General features: G+C 64.2%; 18 protein-coding genes. 7 read left to right on the top strand and 11 right to left on the bottom strand.

The features are described 5' to 3' along the window. Positions 1-164: 164 nt before the first annotated feature. On the bottom strand, positions 165-398 hold the full coding sequence (locus tag ACQR0W_RS21230; protein WP_315712992.1) for a DUF6894 family protein: 234 nt from the start codon (positions 396-398) through the stop codon (positions 165-167). Positions 399-622: 224 nt separating this feature from the next. Further along, positions 623-853, bottom strand: coding sequence for a hypothetical protein (locus tag ACQR0W_RS21225; RefSeq protein WP_315712990.1), 231 nt, complete (start codon positions 851-853; stop codon positions 623-625). Between ACQR0W_RS21225 and ACQR0W_RS21220 the strand changes: the two genes are divergently transcribed. Continuing rightward, the gene (locus tag ACQR0W_RS21220; RefSeq protein ID WP_315753481.1) at positions 834-1,022 is read left to right on the top strand and encodes a hypothetical protein; all 189 of its coding nucleotides are present in this window, start codon (positions 834-836) and stop codon (positions 1,020-1,022) included. The genes ACQR0W_RS21225 and ACQR0W_RS21220 overlap by 20 nt on opposite strands. Positions 1,023-1,024: 2 nt before the next feature. Here ACQR0W_RS21220 and ACQR0W_RS21215 read toward each other — a convergent pair whose 3' ends face one another. The 4 genes from ACQR0W_RS21215 to ACQR0W_RS21200 all read right to left on the bottom strand — a co-directional run bounded on the left by ACQR0W_RS21215 (position 1,025) and on the right by ACQR0W_RS21200 (position 4,006). Further along, positions 1,025-1,351 carry a cupin domain-containing protein gene (locus ACQR0W_RS21215; protein ID WP_315753483.1) on the bottom strand — a complete coding sequence of 109 codons (327 nt, stop codon included), beginning with the start codon at positions 1,349-1,351 and terminating at the stop codon, positions 1,025-1,027. Continuing rightward, positions 1,348-2,010 carry a YqcI/YcgG family protein gene (locus ACQR0W_RS21210; RefSeq protein WP_409977957.1) on the bottom strand — a complete coding sequence of 221 codons (663 nt, stop codon included), beginning with the start codon at positions 2,008-2,010 and terminating at the stop codon, positions 1,348-1,350. The genes ACQR0W_RS21215 and ACQR0W_RS21210 overlap by 4 nt, the downstream gene beginning before the upstream one ends. A 116-nt stretch (positions 2,011-2,126) precedes the next feature. After that, positions 2,127-3,419: an MFS transporter gene (locus tag ACQR0W_RS21205; protein WP_316169737.1), complete on the bottom strand. Its 1,293-nt coding sequence runs from the start codon at positions 3,417-3,419 to the stop codon at positions 2,127-2,129. After that, on the bottom strand, positions 3,419-4,006 hold the full coding sequence (locus ACQR0W_RS21200) for a hypothetical protein (RefSeq protein ID WP_316205712.1): 588 nt from the start codon (positions 4,004-4,006) through the stop codon (positions 3,419-3,421). Before ACQR0W_RS21200 ends, ACQR0W_RS21205 begins: the two co-directional genes overlap by 1 nt. Before the next feature lie 188 nt (positions 4,007-4,194). Between ACQR0W_RS21200 and ACQR0W_RS21195 the strand changes: the two genes are divergently transcribed. From ACQR0W_RS21195 to ACQR0W_RS21185, 3 genes are all read left to right on the top strand, one after another. Continuing rightward, positions 4,195-5,214, top strand: a complete 1,020-nt coding sequence (locus ACQR0W_RS21195; protein WP_315753489.1) for a GlxA family transcriptional regulator — start codon at positions 4,195-4,197, stop codon at positions 5,212-5,214. Between the two features lie 197 nt (positions 5,215-5,411). Beyond that, positions 5,412-5,702, top strand: coding sequence for a hypothetical protein (locus ACQR0W_RS21190; RefSeq protein ID WP_315712976.1), 291 nt, complete (start codon positions 5,412-5,414; stop codon positions 5,700-5,702). Between the two features lie 100 nt (positions 5,703-5,802). Continuing rightward, positions 5,803-6,156, top strand: coding sequence for a phasin (locus tag ACQR0W_RS21185; protein WP_315713636.1), 354 nt, complete (start codon positions 5,803-5,805; stop codon positions 6,154-6,156). Between the two features lie 110 nt (positions 6,157-6,266). Here ACQR0W_RS21185 and ACQR0W_RS21180 read toward each other — a convergent pair whose 3' ends face one another. Together ACQR0W_RS21180 and ACQR0W_RS21175 are read right to left on the bottom strand one after the other, a co-directional pair. Continuing rightward, on the bottom strand, positions 6,267-6,581 hold the full coding sequence (locus ACQR0W_RS21180) for a c-type cytochrome (protein WP_316169735.1): 315 nt from the start codon (positions 6,579-6,581) through the stop codon (positions 6,267-6,269). Between the two features lie 150 nt (positions 6,582-6,731). Further along, positions 6,732-6,884, bottom strand: a complete 153-nt coding sequence (locus ACQR0W_RS21175; RefSeq protein WP_315712972.1) for a hypothetical protein — start codon at positions 6,882-6,884, stop codon at positions 6,732-6,734. Between the two features lie 865 nt (positions 6,885-7,749). On the opposite strand from ACQR0W_RS21175, the gene ACQR0W_RS21170 reads away from it, so the two are divergent. Continuing rightward, positions 7,750-8,940, top strand: coding sequence for an OpgC domain-containing protein (locus ACQR0W_RS21170; RefSeq protein WP_410051240.1), 1,191 nt, complete (start codon positions 7,750-7,752; stop codon positions 8,938-8,940). A gap of 10 nt (positions 8,941-8,950) precedes the next feature. Here ACQR0W_RS21170 and ACQR0W_RS21165 read toward each other — a convergent pair whose 3' ends face one another. Then, positions 8,951-9,211 (bottom strand): hypothetical protein, encoded by a 261-nt coding sequence (locus tag ACQR0W_RS21165; protein ID WP_315712969.1) that lies wholly within the window; start codon positions 9,209-9,211, stop codon positions 8,951-8,953. Between the two features lie 194 nt (positions 9,212-9,405). Between ACQR0W_RS21165 and rocF the strand changes: the two genes are divergently transcribed. Beyond that, positions 9,406-10,380: an arginase gene (rocF, locus tag ACQR0W_RS21160; protein ID WP_315825134.1), complete on the top strand. Its 975-nt coding sequence runs from the start codon at positions 9,406-9,408 to the stop codon at positions 10,378-10,380. Between the two features lie 55 nt (positions 10,381-10,435). On the opposite strand, the gene ACQR0W_RS21155 is transcribed toward rocF, so the two are convergent. Then, positions 10,436-12,067, bottom strand: a complete 1,632-nt coding sequence (locus tag ACQR0W_RS21155) for an NAD-dependent malic enzyme (protein WP_315713635.1) — start codon at positions 12,065-12,067, stop codon at positions 10,436-10,438. Positions 12,068-12,263: 196 nt separating this feature from the next. Beyond that, positions 12,264-13,568 (bottom strand): NRAMP family divalent metal transporter, encoded by a 1,305-nt coding sequence (locus tag ACQR0W_RS21150; protein ID WP_316174106.1) that lies wholly within the window; start codon positions 13,566-13,568, stop codon positions 12,264-12,266. Between the two features lie 165 nt (positions 13,569-13,733). On the opposite strand from ACQR0W_RS21150, the gene ACQR0W_RS21145 reads away from it, so the two are divergent. After that, positions 13,734-17,591: an ATP-binding protein gene (locus tag ACQR0W_RS21145; RefSeq protein WP_316186993.1), complete on the top strand. Its 3,858-nt coding sequence runs from the start codon at positions 13,734-13,736 to the stop codon at positions 17,589-17,591. Positions 17,592-17,662 lie beyond the last annotated feature (71 nt).

Here is a 17,662-nt window from a genome sequence, read left to right as displayed (position 1 = left end):
AGTGGACCGGCGGGGCGTCTAGCCCTCAAGGTGCTCTTGCTGCGGAAGCGGCCCGATCGCGTGCCCGATATGCACACTCAAGAGTTGTTCGGCTTTTCGTTTCCTCTACGAAAAGTAGAAAAAGCAGTCAGCGCGCAGTCACTGCCGGCACGCCTATGAAGAAATCAGGACAGGCTGGCTTTCACTGCAGCCGGATAAACCGGCTCGCGGTGAACCTCCGCGCCAGATTCGTCGACGACGACGATGGACAGCCTGCGGTCGGTGATGCGCGGGTCGTGCCGGAGGCGCCGGGCCAAATCCCGGCTGTGCTCGATCGCCCCTGCACTCGTCGCAAATTCCAGGCCGGTCCGGTCTCTGGTCGGAATGCCATCCTTCATATCGAAATAATAAGTGCGCATGGTCTTCCTGCAGCCGCTGTGTCGCGGGAGTGGGCACGGATCCCGAGCGAGATCCGCAACCCATTCTTCCCCCCAAGCAAACTATAGAAGACCTCTAATGTGGAGGACAAGCTTACCGCTGCCGTAATCCCCCCGCCTCGTTCGGTAAACGACCGTTTCCACTGGTATCGTCAGCCAGAAACTGCCAGAAGGCTCAAATTGCGACGCCGAAATCAACCAACCGGTCAGTTCGGCTTGCTGCAAGAGTTGTTCGCTGGCATACTTTCAACCTCGTCGGGTTCCGCACGGTCGATTTCCAGGCGGGCCATCCTGAGGATCAGGGTCGCAGTCGTCAGACCGAGACTTTCAGCCTCGATTGCTGCAGTATCTACCTTGCGTGCAAGGCCTTCACGTTTGCTAAGGACTGGCATTACTGTTTCCTGCCAAAGGTGCGAGATGAAGAATTCAACATTCATCGCGGAGCTGCACACGAAGCTCGGAGCCCCATCGAGCGAAGCCTTGGAAAGCCTTCGTCTGCTGAAGGCATTCCTGAAGCTGGCTCCGGGCCAGCGCATCGAGGTGATCGAGATGGTCGAGCGGTTGACCGCGGAGTCCCTTTCGGAGACCGATCGCCCTCTGTCCTGAGCTCATCCCTCCCGACTACCCGCAATGGTTGCGGGAGGTCGCGTCGCAATCGCATAGATTGCATCATCCAGCGCTTCCGATTCGTGCAGCGTCCCGGCCGGCAGCAGAATCTTGTCGCCGGCCGTGCAGATGCGCTCGCCGCCTTCCCAACGAAACGTGAGTCGTCCCTGGATCACGACGAGGATTTCGTCGACGGGGTGGGTATGGAAGGCGTGAACCTTGCCGGCCGCATCGTGCTGCAGCTCGATGCAGCCCTGCGTCGGCAACAGCGCCAGGATGTCGGGATCGATCGCGAAGCTGGTCTTCGTTCCAGCGATGATCTGGGTCATGCGGCCTGCTCCTTGTCTGCAATGGACGATGGCTTGGTCTGCGCCAGCTTGTGGAAGGGACAGGCCGGCGGCGGCTGGTTGTCGTCGTAGAGGAAGTACTGTTTGAACTCCCGGCCCTCCGGATTGCCGTAGCGTCCGAGCTGGGGCGAAGGCGCCGTCGTGTCGAACGGGACCAGCCGTTTGCGCACCTCGCCGAAGGCCTTGGCGGCCGCCTCCTCCGTGCCGAGCATCCGTTCGAACACCCAGCGCGGCTGGAAGGTCAGCATGAATGCGCTCGAGCGGCGGCTTTGCCGCATCACATGCGCGGGCGTGCTGCAGACGACGAAGATCGGCTCACCGGCAAACGAAAACTCCCACATCGGATGATCGACGGTCTCGGGAATTTCGGCGGGCCACGGCTGGCTGTCGACGCGCGCCAGCTGATCGAGGATGTGCCAGAACTTCTTGTAGTAAGAGTTGATGGTCTGGACCGGGCGCGGGCGCGTGAACAGCACCAGCGAGGTGTTGGGTCCGTGCGAGCGGCTCTCCGAGACGAACAAGGCGAGCTGCTGGCCGAGCACGTCGATGTCGATGGGGTCGAGAAACAGATAACGAAGCTGATCGTGACGATAGCCCGCGACGCCGAATACGCACGGAAAGGGTCTTGCTTCGCTGCTCATCTGAGCCTCGAATTCCGAAAACAGGACACTTTGCCAGGTGCCGGCCTGATGGCCGGATCGGGCTTCGTCCCTTCTCAAATACAAACGCGACATACTGACCCTCTCTGTTCTTATGCTTAAGTACGAAGTATCAATTTGCGCCTCATCATCAGCGGCCCAAGGAGTCCAGGAAGCGACATCAGAACGAGAATTTCGATCAGGGCTGCGTAGCCGGAATCGCTGGCGGCACTGCGCAGGCTTGATCCGATGTCGGGGTTGAGGCCGCTCGCACTCACCATGGCAAAGGCGATCACCGGCTGAGCCAGTCCGGCAAAAATGCCGGCGGCCGTCGTATTGATCGATGCGCCGACGCCGATGCGCTCCGCCGTGTAGAGATGCTTGGTGCTTTTCAGGATCAGCGGCACGGTGCCCCCGGCCACCAGACCGAGCACGGCGAACACCGCGCCGACATAGAAGAAGCCGAAGCTGTGCGCCAGTGCCGGCAACAGCATCACGACGAGCAGCATGCGCAGCAAGGTGATGGAGATCAGAGCTGCATTGAGCGACTGCATCCGGTCCGCGGCATGGCCGAGAAAGACCGATCCGATGGCGTTGCCGACCATGAAAGCGAGCAGGGGACCGCCGGCCGCCGAAGGCGAGATGCTGAAATAATGCGCGACCATCGGGATGCCCCATACCCCGGCGAGCGTGGTCACGACCGCGAAATGGGCAGCGAAGCTCATGGCGCAGCCCCAGGTCGCGGCCGATCCGAGCGCATGCCAGCTTGTGACCAGGACGCTCTTCAGCGTCCGGCTGGTGTAGTTCGCCGGTGCCGATTTCAAGGTCGCGAACGCGCAGGCAAAGTTCGCGACGCCGACGCAGGCGATGAAGAGAAAGCAGGCGCGCCAGCCGAAGCCGCTGACCGCAGCGGCGAGCGGGGTCGTGGCGAGGACGCCGCCGACATAGCCCGACACCTGGGAGATGCCGGACATCAAGCCGAAACGCTGGTCGGAAAAGCTCTGCGCGACGAGCTTCAGCAGCGCCGTGAACACCAGCGCGTCGCCGCAGGCCACGACCACGCGCGCGACGAAGACGTCGAGCAGGGTGGGCGACAGGGCGAAGGCGGCACTGCCGAGCACCGACGCCGTCATGCTGCACAGCACGACGCGCTTCACACCGTAGCGGTCGACCAGAACGCCCGCGGGGATCTGCATCAAGGTGTAGCCCCAGAAGTAGCTGGAGGCGAGCATCGCGACGCCGGAGGCGTCGGTGCCGAAGTCGCGCATGAAGTCGAGGCCCACGGTCTGCGGCGACATCCGCTGCAGGAAGGCGACGGCGTAGGCGAGCGCGACCGTACCCCACGCAACATAGGCGCGATCGAGGAACCGGAGCGGAGAGGATGCGACCGCTTGTTGTCCGAGCGCCGCCATCACACCCTCGCATAGCCGACGGAGAACAGGGCGTCGGCGGAATCCGGGATGATCCGCGACATCGCGGTCTCAACCAGCGAGGCCCTGCCGTGATAGTCCTGCCTGATGTGCTGGATGTGTCCGTAGGCGCCGCGCATGATCATGCGGGGCACCTCGAGCGGTTTGCCCGGATAGATCGTCGCGCACATCTCGACGCAGGCGGCCTGCAACTCGGCATCCGCCGTCTCATCGAGCAGCGACGGCGCGACTCTCTCGCAGATCTTGGCGTTGGCAGCCCACACGATCGGGTTGCGCGTACGCCATCCGTAAAGAATTTCTTCGCCGGGTGTGGCCGAGCCGGGATGCTTGAGGATCTGCGACGTAAAGAACCCATACAGGCCACGACCCTGATGTGCGGGTAATACTTCGGTCCCACTGCGATAAATGGCCGGCCGCTGCGCGATGGTCATCACGCGATAGACCGAGAACGCGACCAGTCCGACGTGATCGTAGACCAGAACGAGGCCGTATTTGCCGGTGAATGGCGACGAGGCCGCGGTCCAATGCGGTTCGATTGCTTTCCAGTTAATTGCAATGATCGAATTCATTGCATCCATGATCGGCTGCCGATCAGGCAGCTCGATCTCCGACGCGTCGGAAAAGCTGTAGACGGTGTAGTCGTCCCAGGGCGAGGCGATGGTCCTGTATCGACCGTCCAAATTGCGCGACATCGCGTGAACTCCACCACTGCAAGGTCGAGCTATACAGGCGGTCCTCCGATGGCTTAAAGGACAATATGCCCTCGAATTCTGCCAACTCTCCCCGGCGTGCTGCGGTGCGTCGAGATAGTGCCGAAAGGCGGCTCGCCATCTTTGCCTTTCCCGGAGTGACGTTGCTCGACGTTTCCGGCCCGGCGCAGGTGTTCGCCGAACTCAGCGAGATCGAGCTGCCAGGGCCGGGCTATGCGCTGAGCTACGTGTCCAAGGAGGGCGGACTGGTGCCGACCGATGTCGGCCTGATGATCGACACTGCGCCACTCTCGTCCCTGAAGCCTGAGGAGGTCGATACGCTGCTGATCCCGGGGGGGCCCGGCATCTGGAAGCTGCGGCAGGACGAGATGGTGATGCAGTGGATCGGCCAGGTGCTCCCCGGTGCCCGGCGCATCGCATCCGTCTGCCTGGGCGCCTTTGCGCTGGCCTGGGTCGGCGCGCTGGAGGGCAGGCGGGCCGCGACACATTGGCGCTACTGCCCCCGTCTGCAGGACAGTTTTCCGAACGTGAAGGTCGAGCCCGACGCGATCTTTGTGCAGGATGGCCGGGTCTGGTCATCCGCAGGCGTGAGCGCCGGCATCGATCTCGCGCTGGCGATGATCGAGGAGGATTTCGGCCATACGATCGCGCTCGACGTGGCGCGCCGGCTCGTCGTCTTTCTGAAACGTCCTGGCGGCCAGAGTCAGTTTTCGACCGTCCTGGCGGCGCAGGCGTCCGACGTCGAGGGTCGGTTCAGTGCGCTGCATGCCTGGATCATCGAGAACATCGCCAGCGACTTGCGGGTCGAGGCGCTGGCCGCGCGAGCCGGCATGACGCCGCGCACCTTTGCGCGCACCTATGTCAGCCGCACCGGCATGACCCCGGCACAGGGAGTCGAGGCGCTCAGGGTCGAGACGGCGCGCCTCCTACTCGAAAGCCGCCAGATCGAAAACGTGGTCGAAATCGCCAAACGGGCGGGCTTTGGCGACGACGAGCGCATGCGGCGGGCGTTCCTGCGGCATCTCGGTGTGTCGCCGTCGGAGTATCGGCGCCGCTTCTCGGGCTGAGCGGCGCTTGCCGCAACCGGGGCTGACAAGACTCGCCGGACTCGGCGCCCTTTCCTTTGCTTTCGGGTCAATCCCGCCGCTCGCTTTGAGGCCGGTGCGGCCATGCCTTATGCGAGCGCTCAAAGCCTTCCGTAAAAGGCCATGTGTATAATGCTGAAAATTTGATGCAGATCCGCCTCCGCCGAGGGGAAAGGCCAATGACCAACATCGTTCCCTTTCGCACGAGGACACTCTCTCCTGAGGCCGCCTTTGCGAGCGCTGAGCAGAAGGCGGTGGTTGTGGTGGCCGGTGCTGGCCTCATGGACACCGTGCGAGTCGGTGCATTCAGCGTCAGGGAGGATGCGAGAAAAACTGTCCTCCTCCTCGATCTTGCCCTGCAGCATGCGCGAGAGCTCTCGGGCCTGTTGCGGACGAGCGCGCGCGACGGATCTATGATCGTCACCTCGCTTCGATCGAATACGCTTTGCAGATTGCGCGTCAACGTATAGCCGCATTCTGACAGCCGCTGGCGGCTTTCCTCCGCATCCATTTGTACGGCGACGCAGGGAGTCGGATGTGGTAGTTGGATCTGTCGTGGAGGAAGCAACGATGACCCAAACCAAACTGGAAGTGCCCGCTGAACTGCGGGACCTGGCCGAAAAGACCATCTCGCAGGCTGAAAAAGCATTCGAGATGTTCTTCGACGCAGCCGGCAAGTCGATCGGCACAGTTCCCGGGCCTGCCGCCGACATGTCCAAGCAGGCGCTCACTCTTACCGAGCAGAACATCAAGACGGCCTTCGAGCACGCTCGAAAGCTGGTTCACGCCACCGAGCTCGAGGAGGCGATGCGGATCCAGTCCGAGTTCCTGCGCAGCCAGTTCACCAACGCCGGTGAACACATGAAGACGATCACGGCGAGCATCATGTCCGCCGCGAGCAAGGCGACCGAGCCCAAGAGCTGAAGCGCGAGCCTCGCCGTCGCAGGAGCGACGGTCTGCATGGACGGAGCTCGGCGGCAGCGCTGCCGCCGAATGGATGCGAGCGGACGAGACGGGCGAAAAAGAGCCCAGCCCTATCTTCGCAGGCTGCCGATATAGGCGGCGATGTCGGCTGCCTCCAGCCGGTTGAGCGGGAAGCTTGGCATCTTCGGATGCGGGTCGAGCAGGAAAAACGCGACCTTCTCCGGCGTGAAATCCGTTCTCTGAGCAATCTGGGCGAAGGAGGGAACGTCCGCGCTGGCCTGCTTCTGCGTCCCCTCGATGAGGTGGCACGAGGCGCACCAGCGACGGGCCAGATCTCCGCCGTGATCCGGATCGGCGGCCCAGGCCGGTGTCGACGCCGCAGCTGCGATCGCGATCGCCATAACTCTCATCACCGAGGCGTGCATCAAGGAACTCCTGATCTTTGTCTGTCGAGTGGTGGCATACCTCGCCGGAGTGACGGCGGGTGGCTCACGAAGGAATGTTTCGCCCCCGGAGAGGAGCGTCTTGGCGGCTCCGTCTCGCAGGCACGCGCGGCACGTCGATGAATCTCGACGTCAATTACAGCATGATTTGGGAAAGTGGGACAGGTCGATCCGGCTGACGATTGCCTTCAGGAGCGCGGTCGCGCGGCGCAGCCAAGACATATCGGCCGGGCGAGACACGTCGGTCGAGGCGGTGATCGTCAACTCTTCCGCAACGTAGGACATGTCGAGCCCTCCCTGTCGCTCAGCATCTTTCCGCTCAGCCTGTTGACGAGATGCGTACCGCCACATGCTGGGCATGCGGCCGCCTCATAGGCATCGAACTGGTCGGCAAGAACCGGTGCGGCCAAGTCGATCTGAACGTTCGATCCCGTCTGGGAGCAGCGAAAAACGAGAGTTTCCATCATCTGAACATGACAAATGCCGGCATCGATGCCTTGATCTGTCTCAACAGACGATGAGGCGACCGGCGCGTGCCGGACTGCCGGAGGACAGAATGTCAGGTCAGGCTATGCGATGCGGCCTTCGCCCTGCCGATCCGTTCGGCAACGTTTACCGTGGACACGGAACCCGTCTGGGCCGCACGGAGGGCCGCATCGATCTTCGACTTCACGCGCCGCGCTGCGAGCGCAGCGAGTCTGGTCTGGGTGCGTCCGGTCTTGATCTGATCGCCAAACTCGTACCGCCATTCCCAAATGTCCGGTTCAGCAGTCGCCACGACGGTATATTGAACACCTCGGTGGATCACGGAACCCCCCCTGTCAACACTTCCACTCAAAGTCAATGTCTAACCAATCTACAATCAATCCGGGCAAATACGGGACTGGAACAATTGCCAGCTCCGCGGTGGTTAGAGGGTTAACACCACCATGCCGACAATGTTCCGCAGGTGCCCGGCTTCCGTGCACACTTTTCCGGTGCGGATATCGGCCGTGCACAATCGGCGGAAATCGCGGGGCAGCCTGAAGACGCAGACGGGGGCTGCGTTCAAGGGCCCGAAATCTGCCAGAAGGGCGGACGACGCGTGTGGCGGATTCGAGTTCCGATCGATGGCCGGCAGGAGATATCAAGGCACGACATGCCGGAGTCGATGTTAGTCCGCCATCCCGAGACGAGGTCCATCTTGCTTGCCGATGATCAAGAGCTGGCGAAGACAGATAGCGTGGCAGCCGGCAACGGCAACCGAGGTCGTGACCTCCGGGTCGACGCGTTCCGGGGGCTCGCCCTTTGGTTCATCTTCATCGATCATGTTCCGGACAATTCGCTGGCGTGGCTGACGCTGCGCAACTACGGCTTCAGCGACACCTCCGAGGTGTTCGTCTTCGTCTCCGGCTACACCTGCATGCTCGCCTATGGCGGAGCGCTGCCGAAGCAGGGCTGGGCGACCACGGTGGTGCGGGCGCTGCGGCGCGCCTGGGAGATCTATGCGGCGTTCCTGGTGCTGCTGCTCGCCTATGCGGCGCTGGTCTGGGTGATCGGCGGCGGCACGCGCTTCGTCGACGAGACCAACACCGGCTTCTTCTTTCGCGAGCCCGGGCCCACGCTGGTGCATGTGGCGCTGCTGCAATTCGCGCCCGTCAACACCGACATCCTGCTGACGTTCGCCATCCTGCACATCTGCTTTCCCGTCATCCTGTGGCTGATGATCACCAGCGCGACGTTGACGCTGGTGCTTTCATTCCTGCTCTACATGATGGTTCAGCTGTTCAGCTGGCAGGTGCCGGCGTGGCCGAGCGGCGAACTGTATTTCAATCCGTTCGCCTGGCAGTTCCTGTTCGTGATCGGCGCCTGGTACGGCTGTGCCGGCACCACGCGCCTGCGTCCGCTCCTCGACTCGCGAGCGCTGTTGATCGTGGCGATCACCTATCTCGCGTTCAGCCTGTTGATGGCGCTCAGCTGGGAGTTCAAGAGTCTCGAGAACCTGATCCCGTCGGCCATCAACGGCCTGATCTATCCGATCTACAAGAGCCACCTGGCGCCGGTGCGGCTCTTGCACTTCCTGGCGCTTGCCTTCGTGGTGTCGCGGCTGGCGCCGCGGGACTGGAAGGGGCCGATTCGTCCGCTGATGACGGCCATGATCAGGTGCGGCGAGAACTCGCTCCCGATCTATTGCCAGGGTGTGCTGCTGGCCTTCCTCGGCCAGGTCATTCTGACCGACGTGGCGAGCGGGTTGGCGATGCAGCTGCTGATCAGTGTCGCCGGGATCGCGATCATGACCATCGCGGCCACGCTGCTGACATGGGAATCACAGCTCGACCGGCGCGGGCCGCGGCTGTTCTGACCACCGCTCCTCAACGCCGGCGTGCGACGGTGACCCCGAGCAGGAAGGCGACGAACAGGCTCGCGAGCGGCGCCTCGCGGGTGATCGCGCTGATGGTCGACAGGGCGGTCCCCGGCCGCCGCGCGGCCCTTGCCGCTTCGCTCAGTCGGTCGACGGCCGCTCCCAGCGTGCCCACCACCTCGCCGAGTGTGTGTGACATGTCCGTCGCGGTGTCGAGCGCGCGTTCGGCAACGCCCGGCTGTGGAGGTGTTTCGAACGTTTCGCTGTTCACTGTCGTTGCCTTCTTGCCGCGGCTCGTCGGATTGGCACCCCCGTGCCGACGCGATTCGGCCGAGGGCGAATGTAATGCTCCTGAAAATGCCGGCTGATGCGATTGGTTCCCATGGACCGAGACGTCGCTGGCGAAGCATGCGGTGCAAAATCGCGCTACGCTGGGCGACCGGCCGTCGATGAAAGGATTCCGTCTTGGCTTCTCCAGACCTTACAGCGCCACATCGCATCGCCGTCCTTGGTGCGCCGATCGATCTCGGCGCGTCGGTCCGCGGTACGCTGATGGGGCCTGCTGCGCTGCGCACCGCAGGTCTCGTCACCGTGCTGGAAAGCCTCGGGCTCGACGTCACCGACTACGGCGACGTCGGCATCGCCGACATCACGGAGCAGGTTGACGAGCCGCCGATGAAGGCCAAGCACTATCGCCAGATCCAGCGCTGGTCGCGGGTGCTGGCGCGTCGCAGTCAAGAGCTGGCGCAGACCGGCGCCATCCCGGTGTTCCTCGGCGGCGACCATTCGCTGTCGATGGGGTCTGTGAACGGGATCGCGCGCCATTGCCGCGAGATCGGGCGGGAGCTGTTCGTGCTCTGGCTCGACGCACATGCCGACTACAACACGCCTGAAACCACCATCACGGCGAACATGCACGGCATGTCCGCCGCGTTCTTGTGCGGCGAGCCGGGTCTCGATGGTCTGCTCGGCGACGAGGCACGCACGTCCATCACCCCAGATCAGTTGGAGCTGTTCGGCATCCGCTCGATCGACAGAGCGGAAAAGGAACTGCTGCGTCTCCGGCGTATCAGCATCGCCGACATGCGCGCCATCGACGAATTCGGCGTCGGCGTGCTGATGCGCCGGATCCTCGACAAGGTTCGTGCGCGGAACGGCGTCCTGCATGTGAGCTTCGATGTCGACTTCCTCGATCCCGAGGTCGCCCCCGGCGTCGGCACGACCGTACCGGGCGGCGCGACCTATCGCGAGGCGCATCTCATCATGGAGATGCTGCACGATTCCGGCCTGGTCCGTTCGGTCGACATCGTCGAGCTCAACCCGTTCCTCGACGAGCGCGGCAAGACCGCGCGCGTCGCCGTCGAACTGGTCGCCAGCCTGTTCGGTCAGCAGATCACGGACCGGCCGACGCCGAGCAATGCGATCGTTCCGGATCAATAGAGCGGATGCCTCCTCACTCGACCTCGGTGAGCCCGAGGCATCCGCGATCTCGGGCTCAGTAGCGGGCGTCGTACATCTTCGACTCGACGAAGCCGAGCAGATCGTTCGGCGCAGGCCCTGTGGCGAGCCCGTTCTGATAGGCAACGCCGGCCACCGCGGCGCCGATATAGGCAGACACCTCGCGGATGCGCGGCAGCGCCGGGTAAAGGCTGCCCTGCTCGAGATCGGCGCCGGTGACGCAGTTCGCCAGGGTATGCGCGGCGGCCATGAACATCTCGTCGGTCACCAGCCGCGCGCCGCTGGCGATGGCACCCAGGCCGACGCCGGGAAAGATGTAGGAGTTGTTGCCCTGGCGCGGCACGAAGGTCTTGCCGTCGAGCTTGACCGGATCGTAGGGGCTGCCGCAGGCGAACAGCGCGCGGCCCTGGGTATAGCGATAGGCCGACTCCGCGGAGCATTCCGCCTTCGAGGTCGGGTTGGAGAGCGCGAAGATGATGGGTCGCTCGTTCAGCTCGGCCATGGCCTGCAGCACTTCCGGCGTGAAGGCGCCGCCGACGGCCGCCACGCCGATGATCGCGGTCGGCTTCAGCGTCCTGATCGCGGTCAGGAAGTCTGCGATCGGCGCCTGGTCGTGCGCATAGCGCAGCTTGTGGCCGTGCAGGTTCTCTCGCCCCTTGATGACGAGGCCGCGCGAGTCCGTCAGCCAGTTGCGCCGCAGCGCCTCTGCTTCGGACAGGCCCTCGGCCATCATGGCGGAGACGACGAGATCCGCGATGCCGGTGGCCGCCTCGCCGGCCCCGAGGAACAGCACCGTCTGGTCGCGGAGCTTGCCGCCGGTGATGCGCAGCGCCGAAAACAAGCCGGCAAGCGCCACCGCCGCCGTGCCCTGGATGTCGTCGTTGAAGACGCAGGCGTCGTCGCGATATTTGTGCAACAGCTTGAATGCGGCGTGATTGGCGAAGTCCTCGAACTGAATCAGCACGCCCGGGAAGGCGGCGCGGGCCGCGGTCATGAACTCGTCGACGAACGTGTCGTAGGCTTCGCCCGTAAGGCGCTTCTGGCGCAGCCCAATGTAGTAGGGGTCGGCCAGAAGCTCTTCGTTGTTGGTGCCGACATCGAGCATGACGGGCAGGCACTCTTCCGGATGGATGCCGGCGCAGGCCGAGTACAGCGACAGCTTGCCGACCGGAATGCCCATGCCGTTGGCGCCGAGATCGCCGAGCCCGAGAATGCGCTCACCGTCGGTGACGACGATCAGCTTGGCGCGATACGGCCAGTTGGCGAGGATCTCCGCGATCCGGCCGCGGTCATTGGCCGAGATGAACAGGCCGCGCGGACGCTGGAAGATCAGGCCGAATTTCTGGCAGGCGAGGCCGACGGTCGGCGTGTAGATCAGCGGCTGGATCTCGTCGATGTTGTCGCAGACCACCCGGAAGAACAGCGCTTCGTTGCGGTCATGCAGTGCGTTCAGTGCCACGTACTTCTCGAGGTCGCTGGACAGGCTGCGAAGATTGACCAGGATCCGCTCGGCCTGGGCCTGCATCGACATGACCCCGGCGGGCAGGAAGCCGCGCAGGCCGAGCGCATCGCGCTCCTGCTCGGTAAAGCCGGTGCCCTTGTTGAGCAGCGGATCGCGCAGCAGCGCGAGTCCGCGCGGAGAATAGGGGGGTAGCGTCGATGCGCTCATGCGTTGCGGCTGGGTCAAGGCAGTCTCCGAGGTCCTTTGTTCGAGCACCGCCATACCGGAGCGCGCCCGGCGTTGATCGGCATCAATCGCGGCGGGATGGCGGGAACGGGACTGTTAACACAGTTTACGTTCCGCATTGCACCAATGACGTTGTGCAACTGCGTTGCAGCCCACGCAAAGGAAAATGCGATGGCCGCTAGGCGCGGCCCGTGACGAATGACCAAAGCAGCGCCAGCACGGCGATGGCCATGATACCTGTCCCCATCCACCCCAGGGCGATCAGCCAGGTCCGTCCGCGGAAGCGGCCCATCAGCCTGGGATTGGACACGATCACCATCATCATCGCCATGATCGGCACAGCGGCGATGCCGTTGAGCACGGCGCTCCACACCAGCATATGGATCGGGTCGATGCCGGTGAAGCCGAGCCCGAAGCCGATGATCGTGGCGGCAGCGATGATGCTGTAGAAGCCGACCGCCTCGTCCGGCTTGGCCTCCAGGGTCGCGTGCCAGCCGAAGATCTCGGCGACGGCGTATGCCGCCGAGCCCGCCAGCACCGGGATCGCCAGCATGCCGGTCCCGATGATGCCGAGCGCGAACAACAGGAAGGTGAAGTCGCCCGCGAGCGGGCGTAGGGCTTCGGCCGCCTGCGTCGCCGAGTCGATCCTGGTGATGCCATGCGCGTGCAGCACCGTGGCGGTCGTCACGATGATGAAGAACGCGATCGCGTTCGAGAAGATCATGCCGATCGTGGTGTCGATCCTGATCCGTCGGAGGTCGGGGTGGTCCTTCTTCGACAGCTCGCGCAAGGGACGGTCGACCTTGCCCTGGTTCATCTCCTCGACCTCCTGCGAGGCCTGCCAGAAGAACAGGTAGGGGCTGATGGTGGTGCCGAGCACAGCCACCACCGTCAGCAGATAGTTGGCCTCCGTCGAGAAGCTGGGCCAAACCGCCGCGAGCAGCGCCGTGCTCCAGGGCACTTTGACCATCAAGGCGGTCGCGACGTAGGCGAACAGGCTGAGGGTCAGCACCTTGATGAAGGGTGCGTAGCGGCGGTAGGGCAGGAATACTTGGAGCAGCGTCGAGCCGGCGGCGAAGATCAGCGCGTGCTCATGATTGAGACCGCCGATCACCAGCGACAGCGACTCCGCCATCGCCGCAATGTCGGCTGCGATGTTGAAGGTGTTGGCGCCGACCAGGAGCGCGACGAGGCCGAAGACGATGCCGCGTGGCGCAAGCGCGGTGATGTTGGCCGCCAGCCCTTTGCCGGTGACACGGCCAATGCGCGCGCTCACCAGCTGGATCGCGATCATGAAAGGCGCTGTCAGAAAGACCGTCCACAACAGCCCGTAGCCGAACTGCGCGCCGGCCTGGGAGTACGTCGCTATTCCCGACGGATCGTCGTCGGCGGCACCGGTCACGAGACCTGGACCCAACAGCCGGAATACGCTCCAGAGCGACCGTTTCGGCTTGTTCGGTTCAGATGCAATGGTCGTGGCCATGGCAGCGCTCCCCCGGCGGTGTATGTCTCTCGAAGTCGCACGACCCCTTTTTGTTCCCGGCTCCGGAACCGGAGGAGATTACCAGCGTTCCAGATCACGTCGGATTTCGACCAGGGGGAGCGCGTGCCGGACCAGCGGCAAACAGGGCATGATCAGGAGCTCGGCATGGCCGAGCGCGAGAGGCTTTTTTCCGGAGGCAGTGAGCTGGCCGGACTGATGTTGCGGTTCGATTGGGAGAGCACCTCGATCGGACCGCCGGCGCGTTGGCCGCAGAGCCTGAAGACGGCCGTCAGGATCATGTTAACATCCCAACAGCCGATCTGGATCGGTTGGGGCAGGGAGCTGATCTATCTCTACAACGATGCTTACAAGACCATCATCGGCGGCAAACATCCGTGGGCTCTCGGCCGACCGATCTCTGCAGTCTGGCACGAGATCTGGGAGGACATCGGTCCGTTGCTGGCCAAGGCCGGCGGCGGTGATCAGGGCACCTATGTCGAGGCGCAACTCCTGATCATGGAGCGCAACGGCTTTCCCGAGGAGACGTACTACACATTTTCCTACAGTCCCATTCCGGACGACGATGGATCACCCGGAGGAATCTTCTGCGCGAACACCGATGACACTCAGCGCGTGATCAGCGAGCGCCAGCTCTCGTTGCTACGCGAACTGGCAAATGCCGGGGCCGGGGCCCGCAGCATCGATCAGGCCTGCGCAAGCTGCGCGGACGCCTTGGCGCGGGAGTCGCGCGACCTGCCGTTCGCAATGATCTACATGACCGACCCGGACGGCGAGGCGGCGCGACTGGAGGCCCTGACCGGCATCGACCGCGATCATCCTGCCGTTCAGCCGAGGCTGAGAATTCAGCCGGAAGAAACGTGGCCTCTGGCTGAAGCGCTGAAGCTGCAGGATGCGGTGCTGGTTCGTGACCTTCCGCGGCGGTTCGGCCTCAGCTTTCCGACCGGCGGATGGCGTCAGCCGCCACAGCACGCCGTTGTGCTTCCGCTGCCCGCGTCGGGGGAAGCCGGACGGGGCGGATTCCTCATCGCAGGTCTCAATCCGTTCCGTCTCTACGACGAGAGCTATGCCCGCTTCCTGAACCTCGTCGCGGGGCAGATTGCAGCGGCCGTCAGCAATGGCGGGGCCTATCAGGCAGAGCGGCGTCGGGCGGAAGCGCTGGCCGAAATCGACCGCGCCAAGACGACGTTCTTTTCCAACATCAGCCACGAGTTTCGCACGCCGCTGACGCTGATGTTGAGCCCGCTGGAAGACCTGCTCGGCCGCGACGAGGCCCAACTCACCTCCGACGCGCGATCCGTCCTCAGCCTGATCCACCGCAACGGCATTCGCCTGTTGAAGCTCGTGAACACTCTGCTCGACTTTTCGCGCATCGAGGCCGGCCGCATGACCGCGCACTTCGAGCCGATCGATCTTGCGGTTTTCACGGCCGAGCTCGTGTCCAACTTCCGCTCGGCGACGGATCCTGCCGGCCTGCGTCTCACCATCGACCCAACGCCCCTGTCCGAGCCGGTGTATGTCGACCGCGACATGTGGGAGAAGATCGTTCTCAATTTGGTGTCGAATGCGTTCAAGTTCACCTTCGAAGGTGAAATCGCGGTGTCGATCGGCTTGTCCACTGACGGCAATCATGCCGAGCTCAGGGTTCGCGACACCGGCACCGGCATCCCGCCCAGTGAACTGCCGCACCTGTTCGAACGGTTCCGTCGCATCGAAGGCGCGCGCGGCCGATCCTTCGAGGGCAGCGGCATCGGTCTCGCTCTCGTGCAGGAGCTGGTGAGGCTTCATGGAGGGGAGATCGCTGTAGACAGCGAGCTCGGCCGCGGCTCGGTTTTCACCGTGCGAATTCCGCTAGGCTCGGCGCATCTGCCAGCGGGCCAGATCGGACCTTCCCGTGTCCTGGCCGTTACCAACGTCCGTGCCGAAGCCTACATCGAGGAGGCGCTCGGGTGGTTGAACGGCGGTGTGCCGTTCGAGCTTCCTCACCCGTCATCATCCGACGACCTGGGAGTTCGCTCCGCGACGGCATCGGCCCGTGATCGCGTGGTGCTCGCGGACGACAATCCTGATATGCGCGACTACGTCCGCCGTCTGCTCGGCGAGGATTATGACGTGGAGGCGGTCAGCGATGGCATGGCGGCCCTGGAGGCCGTCCGACAGCGCCGCCCCGATCTCGTGCTGACCGACGTCATGATGCCGGGGCTCGACGGCTTCGGCCTGCTGAAAGCGCTGCGTAGCGATGCGCAGCTTCGCGACATTCCTGTGGTCATGCTGTCGGCGCGCGCCGGAGAGGAGGCCAAGGTCGAGGGGCTTGATGCCGGGGCGAGCGACTATCTCACCAAGCCGTTCAGCGCGCGCGAGCTGCTGGCGCGGGTGCGCGCCAATATCGATCTGTCGCGGGTGCGGCACGAGGCCGAGATCACGCTGCGTGAGCTGAACGAGCGTCTGGAGACGCAGGTCTCCGAGCGTACCGCGGAGCTGCAGGCCAAGGAGGCGCGGCTGCGGACGATCTTCGAGGCGAGCTACACGTTCCAAGCGCTGCTCTCGTCCGATGGGACGCTTCTGGACGCCAATGCGACCTCGCTCGAAGCGATCGCTGCGCCGCTGCACGAGGTCGCAGGACTGCCATTCTGGGAGACGCCGTGGTTTGCGGGTACGCCCGGCATGCCCGAGGTGATCAGATCCCTGGTCGACGCCGTCGCTCGCGGCGACGGGGCGCGCCAGGAGCTGCAGCTCGAACTGCCGGTCGGCGGCCCGCGCTGGTTCGACTTCCAGATGCGGCCGGTGCGGGACGAGACCGGACAGGTGGCCGCCATCGTGCCCGAGGCGGTCGAGCTGACCGAACGGCGCAAGGCGGAGGAGGCATTCCGCCAGGCCCAGAAGATGGAGGCGATCGGCCAGCTCACCGGCGGCGTCGCGCACGACTTTAACAATCTGCTGACCGTGATCCGGTCGTCGGCCGACCTGTTGCGCCGGCGCCAGCTGTCCCCGGAGCGCATGCGGCGCTACGTGGATGCGATCTCGGACACGGCGGATCGCGCCGCCAAGCTCACCGGACAGTTGCTCGCCTTCGCGCGGCGGACGCCGATGGAGCGCCGCGTCTTCGATGCCGCGGGGCATATCGAGCGGATCGAAGAGATGCTGCAGACCGTCCTCGGAGCGCCGGCCGTGATCGAACTCGACCTCGCATTGCGGCCGCTTCCGGTCGACGTCGACATCAATCAGTTCGAGACGGCGCTCGTGAACCTCGTCGCCAATGCGCGTGATGCGATGGAGGGGCAGGGCGTCCTGACCATTCGCGGCGAGATCGTCCGAGAGGACGGTCGGTCCGGGCAGTCGTCGTTCGTCTCCATCGCCGTCAGCGACACCGGATCCGGCATTCCTCCGGATCAGATCGACCGGATCTTCGAGCCGTTTTTCACCACCAAGGGCGTTGGGCGCGGCACCGGCCTCGGCCTGTCTCAGGTCTACGGCTTCGTTCATCAGTCCGGCGGACGGGTGCTGGTCGACAGTGAGCTCGGCAAGGGCACGAAGCTGACATTGTTGCTCCCGCTGACGCACAAGCCGCTGGGACCGCGCGAGCGGAGCGAGCAGGGTCCCGAACAGCTCGCCGCGCGCTGGAATGTGCTGGTCGTCGAGGACAATCCGGAAATCGGCGAGTTCTCCACGCAGTTGCTCGAGGATCTCGGCTACCGAACGGTGCTCGCGCGCAGCGGAACGGATGCGCTGCGGATGATCGACGAGGATCCCGAGAGCTTCGATCTCGTGCTCAGCGACGTCGTGATGCCCGGCATGGACGGGGTGACGCTCGGCCAGGAAATCCGCCGGCGGCTGCCGATGATCCCGATCGTGCTCAACAGCGGCTACAGCCATGTCCTCGCCGACGGCGACCGCCACGGTTTCAGCCTGATCCAGAAGCCTTACTCGGTCGACGAGCTGTCGCGCGTGCTGCGGCAGGTCATGGCCGCGCGAGCCGCAGGCGCGAAGCCGGCGTCGTCGGCATGAGAACCGCGGCAGCTTTCCCCTGCCCATGGTGGGCCTCGCGCGATCCGCACTTGAAGGATCGCGCCGGACCG

This window comes from Bradyrhizobium sp. HKCCYLRH1034 (genome assembly GCF_051168375.1).
Classification (GTDB): domain Bacteria; phylum Pseudomonadota; class Alphaproteobacteria; order Rhizobiales; family Xanthobacteraceae; genus Bradyrhizobium.
This window is presented reverse-complemented; position numbering and strand designations above follow the sequence as displayed.

What these genes read in the sequence shown, in the direction of transcription:
- ACQR0W_RS21230 (WP_315712992.1), bottom strand. Translation starts at nt 398, where the DNA reads ATGCGCACTTATTATTTCGATATGAAGGATGGCATTCCGACCAGAGAC.
- ACQR0W_RS21220 (WP_315753481.1), top strand. Translation starts at nt 834, where the DNA reads ATGAAGAATTCAACATTCATCGCGGAGCTGCACACGAAGCTCGGAGCC.
- ACQR0W_RS21225 (WP_315712990.1), bottom strand. Translation starts at nt 853, where the DNA reads ATGAATGTTGAATTCTTCATCTCGCACCTTTGGCAGGAAACAGTAATG.
- ACQR0W_RS21215 (WP_315753483.1), bottom strand. Translation starts at nt 1,351, where the DNA reads ATGACCCAGATCATCGCTGGAACGAAGACCAGCTTCGCGATCGATCCC.
- ACQR0W_RS21210 (WP_409977957.1), bottom strand. Translation starts at nt 2,010, where the DNA reads ATGAGCAGCGAAGCAAGACCCTTTCCGTGCGTATTCGGCGTCGCGGGC.
- ACQR0W_RS21205 (WP_316169737.1), bottom strand. Translation starts at nt 3,419, where the DNA reads ATGGCGGCGCTCGGACAACAAGCGGTCGCATCCTCTCCGCTCCGGTTC.
- ACQR0W_RS21200 (WP_316205712.1), bottom strand. Translation starts at nt 4,006, where the DNA reads ATGAATTCGATCATTGCAATTAACTGGAAAGCAATCGAACCGCATTGG.
- ACQR0W_RS21195 (WP_315753489.1), top strand. Translation starts at nt 4,195, where the DNA reads ATGCCCTCGAATTCTGCCAACTCTCCCCGGCGTGCTGCGGTGCGTCGA.
- ACQR0W_RS21190 (WP_315712976.1), top strand. Translation starts at nt 5,412, where the DNA reads ATGACCAACATCGTTCCCTTTCGCACGAGGACACTCTCTCCTGAGGCC.
- ACQR0W_RS21185 (WP_315713636.1), top strand. Translation starts at nt 5,803, where the DNA reads ATGACCCAAACCAAACTGGAAGTGCCCGCTGAACTGCGGGACCTGGCC.
- ACQR0W_RS21180 (WP_316169735.1), bottom strand. Translation starts at nt 6,581, where the DNA reads ATGCACGCCTCGGTGATGAGAGTTATGGCGATCGCGATCGCAGCTGCG.
- ACQR0W_RS21175 (WP_315712972.1), bottom strand. Translation starts at nt 6,884, where the DNA reads ATGTCCTACGTTGCGGAAGAGTTGACGATCACCGCCTCGACCGACGTG.
- ACQR0W_RS21170 (WP_410051240.1), top strand. Translation starts at nt 7,750, where the DNA reads ATGTTAGTCCGCCATCCCGAGACGAGGTCCATCTTGCTTGCCGATGAT.
- ACQR0W_RS21155 (WP_315713635.1), bottom strand. Translation starts at nt 12,067, where the DNA reads ATGAGCGCATCGACGCTACCCCCCTATTCTCCGCGCGGACTCGCGCTG.
- ACQR0W_RS21150 (WP_316174106.1), bottom strand. Translation starts at nt 13,568, where the DNA reads ATGGCCACGACCATTGCATCTGAACCGAACAAGCCGAAACGGTCGCTC.
- ACQR0W_RS21145 (WP_316186993.1), top strand. Translation starts at nt 13,734, where the DNA reads ATGGCCGAGCGCGAGAGGCTTTTTTCCGGAGGCAGTGAGCTGGCCGGA.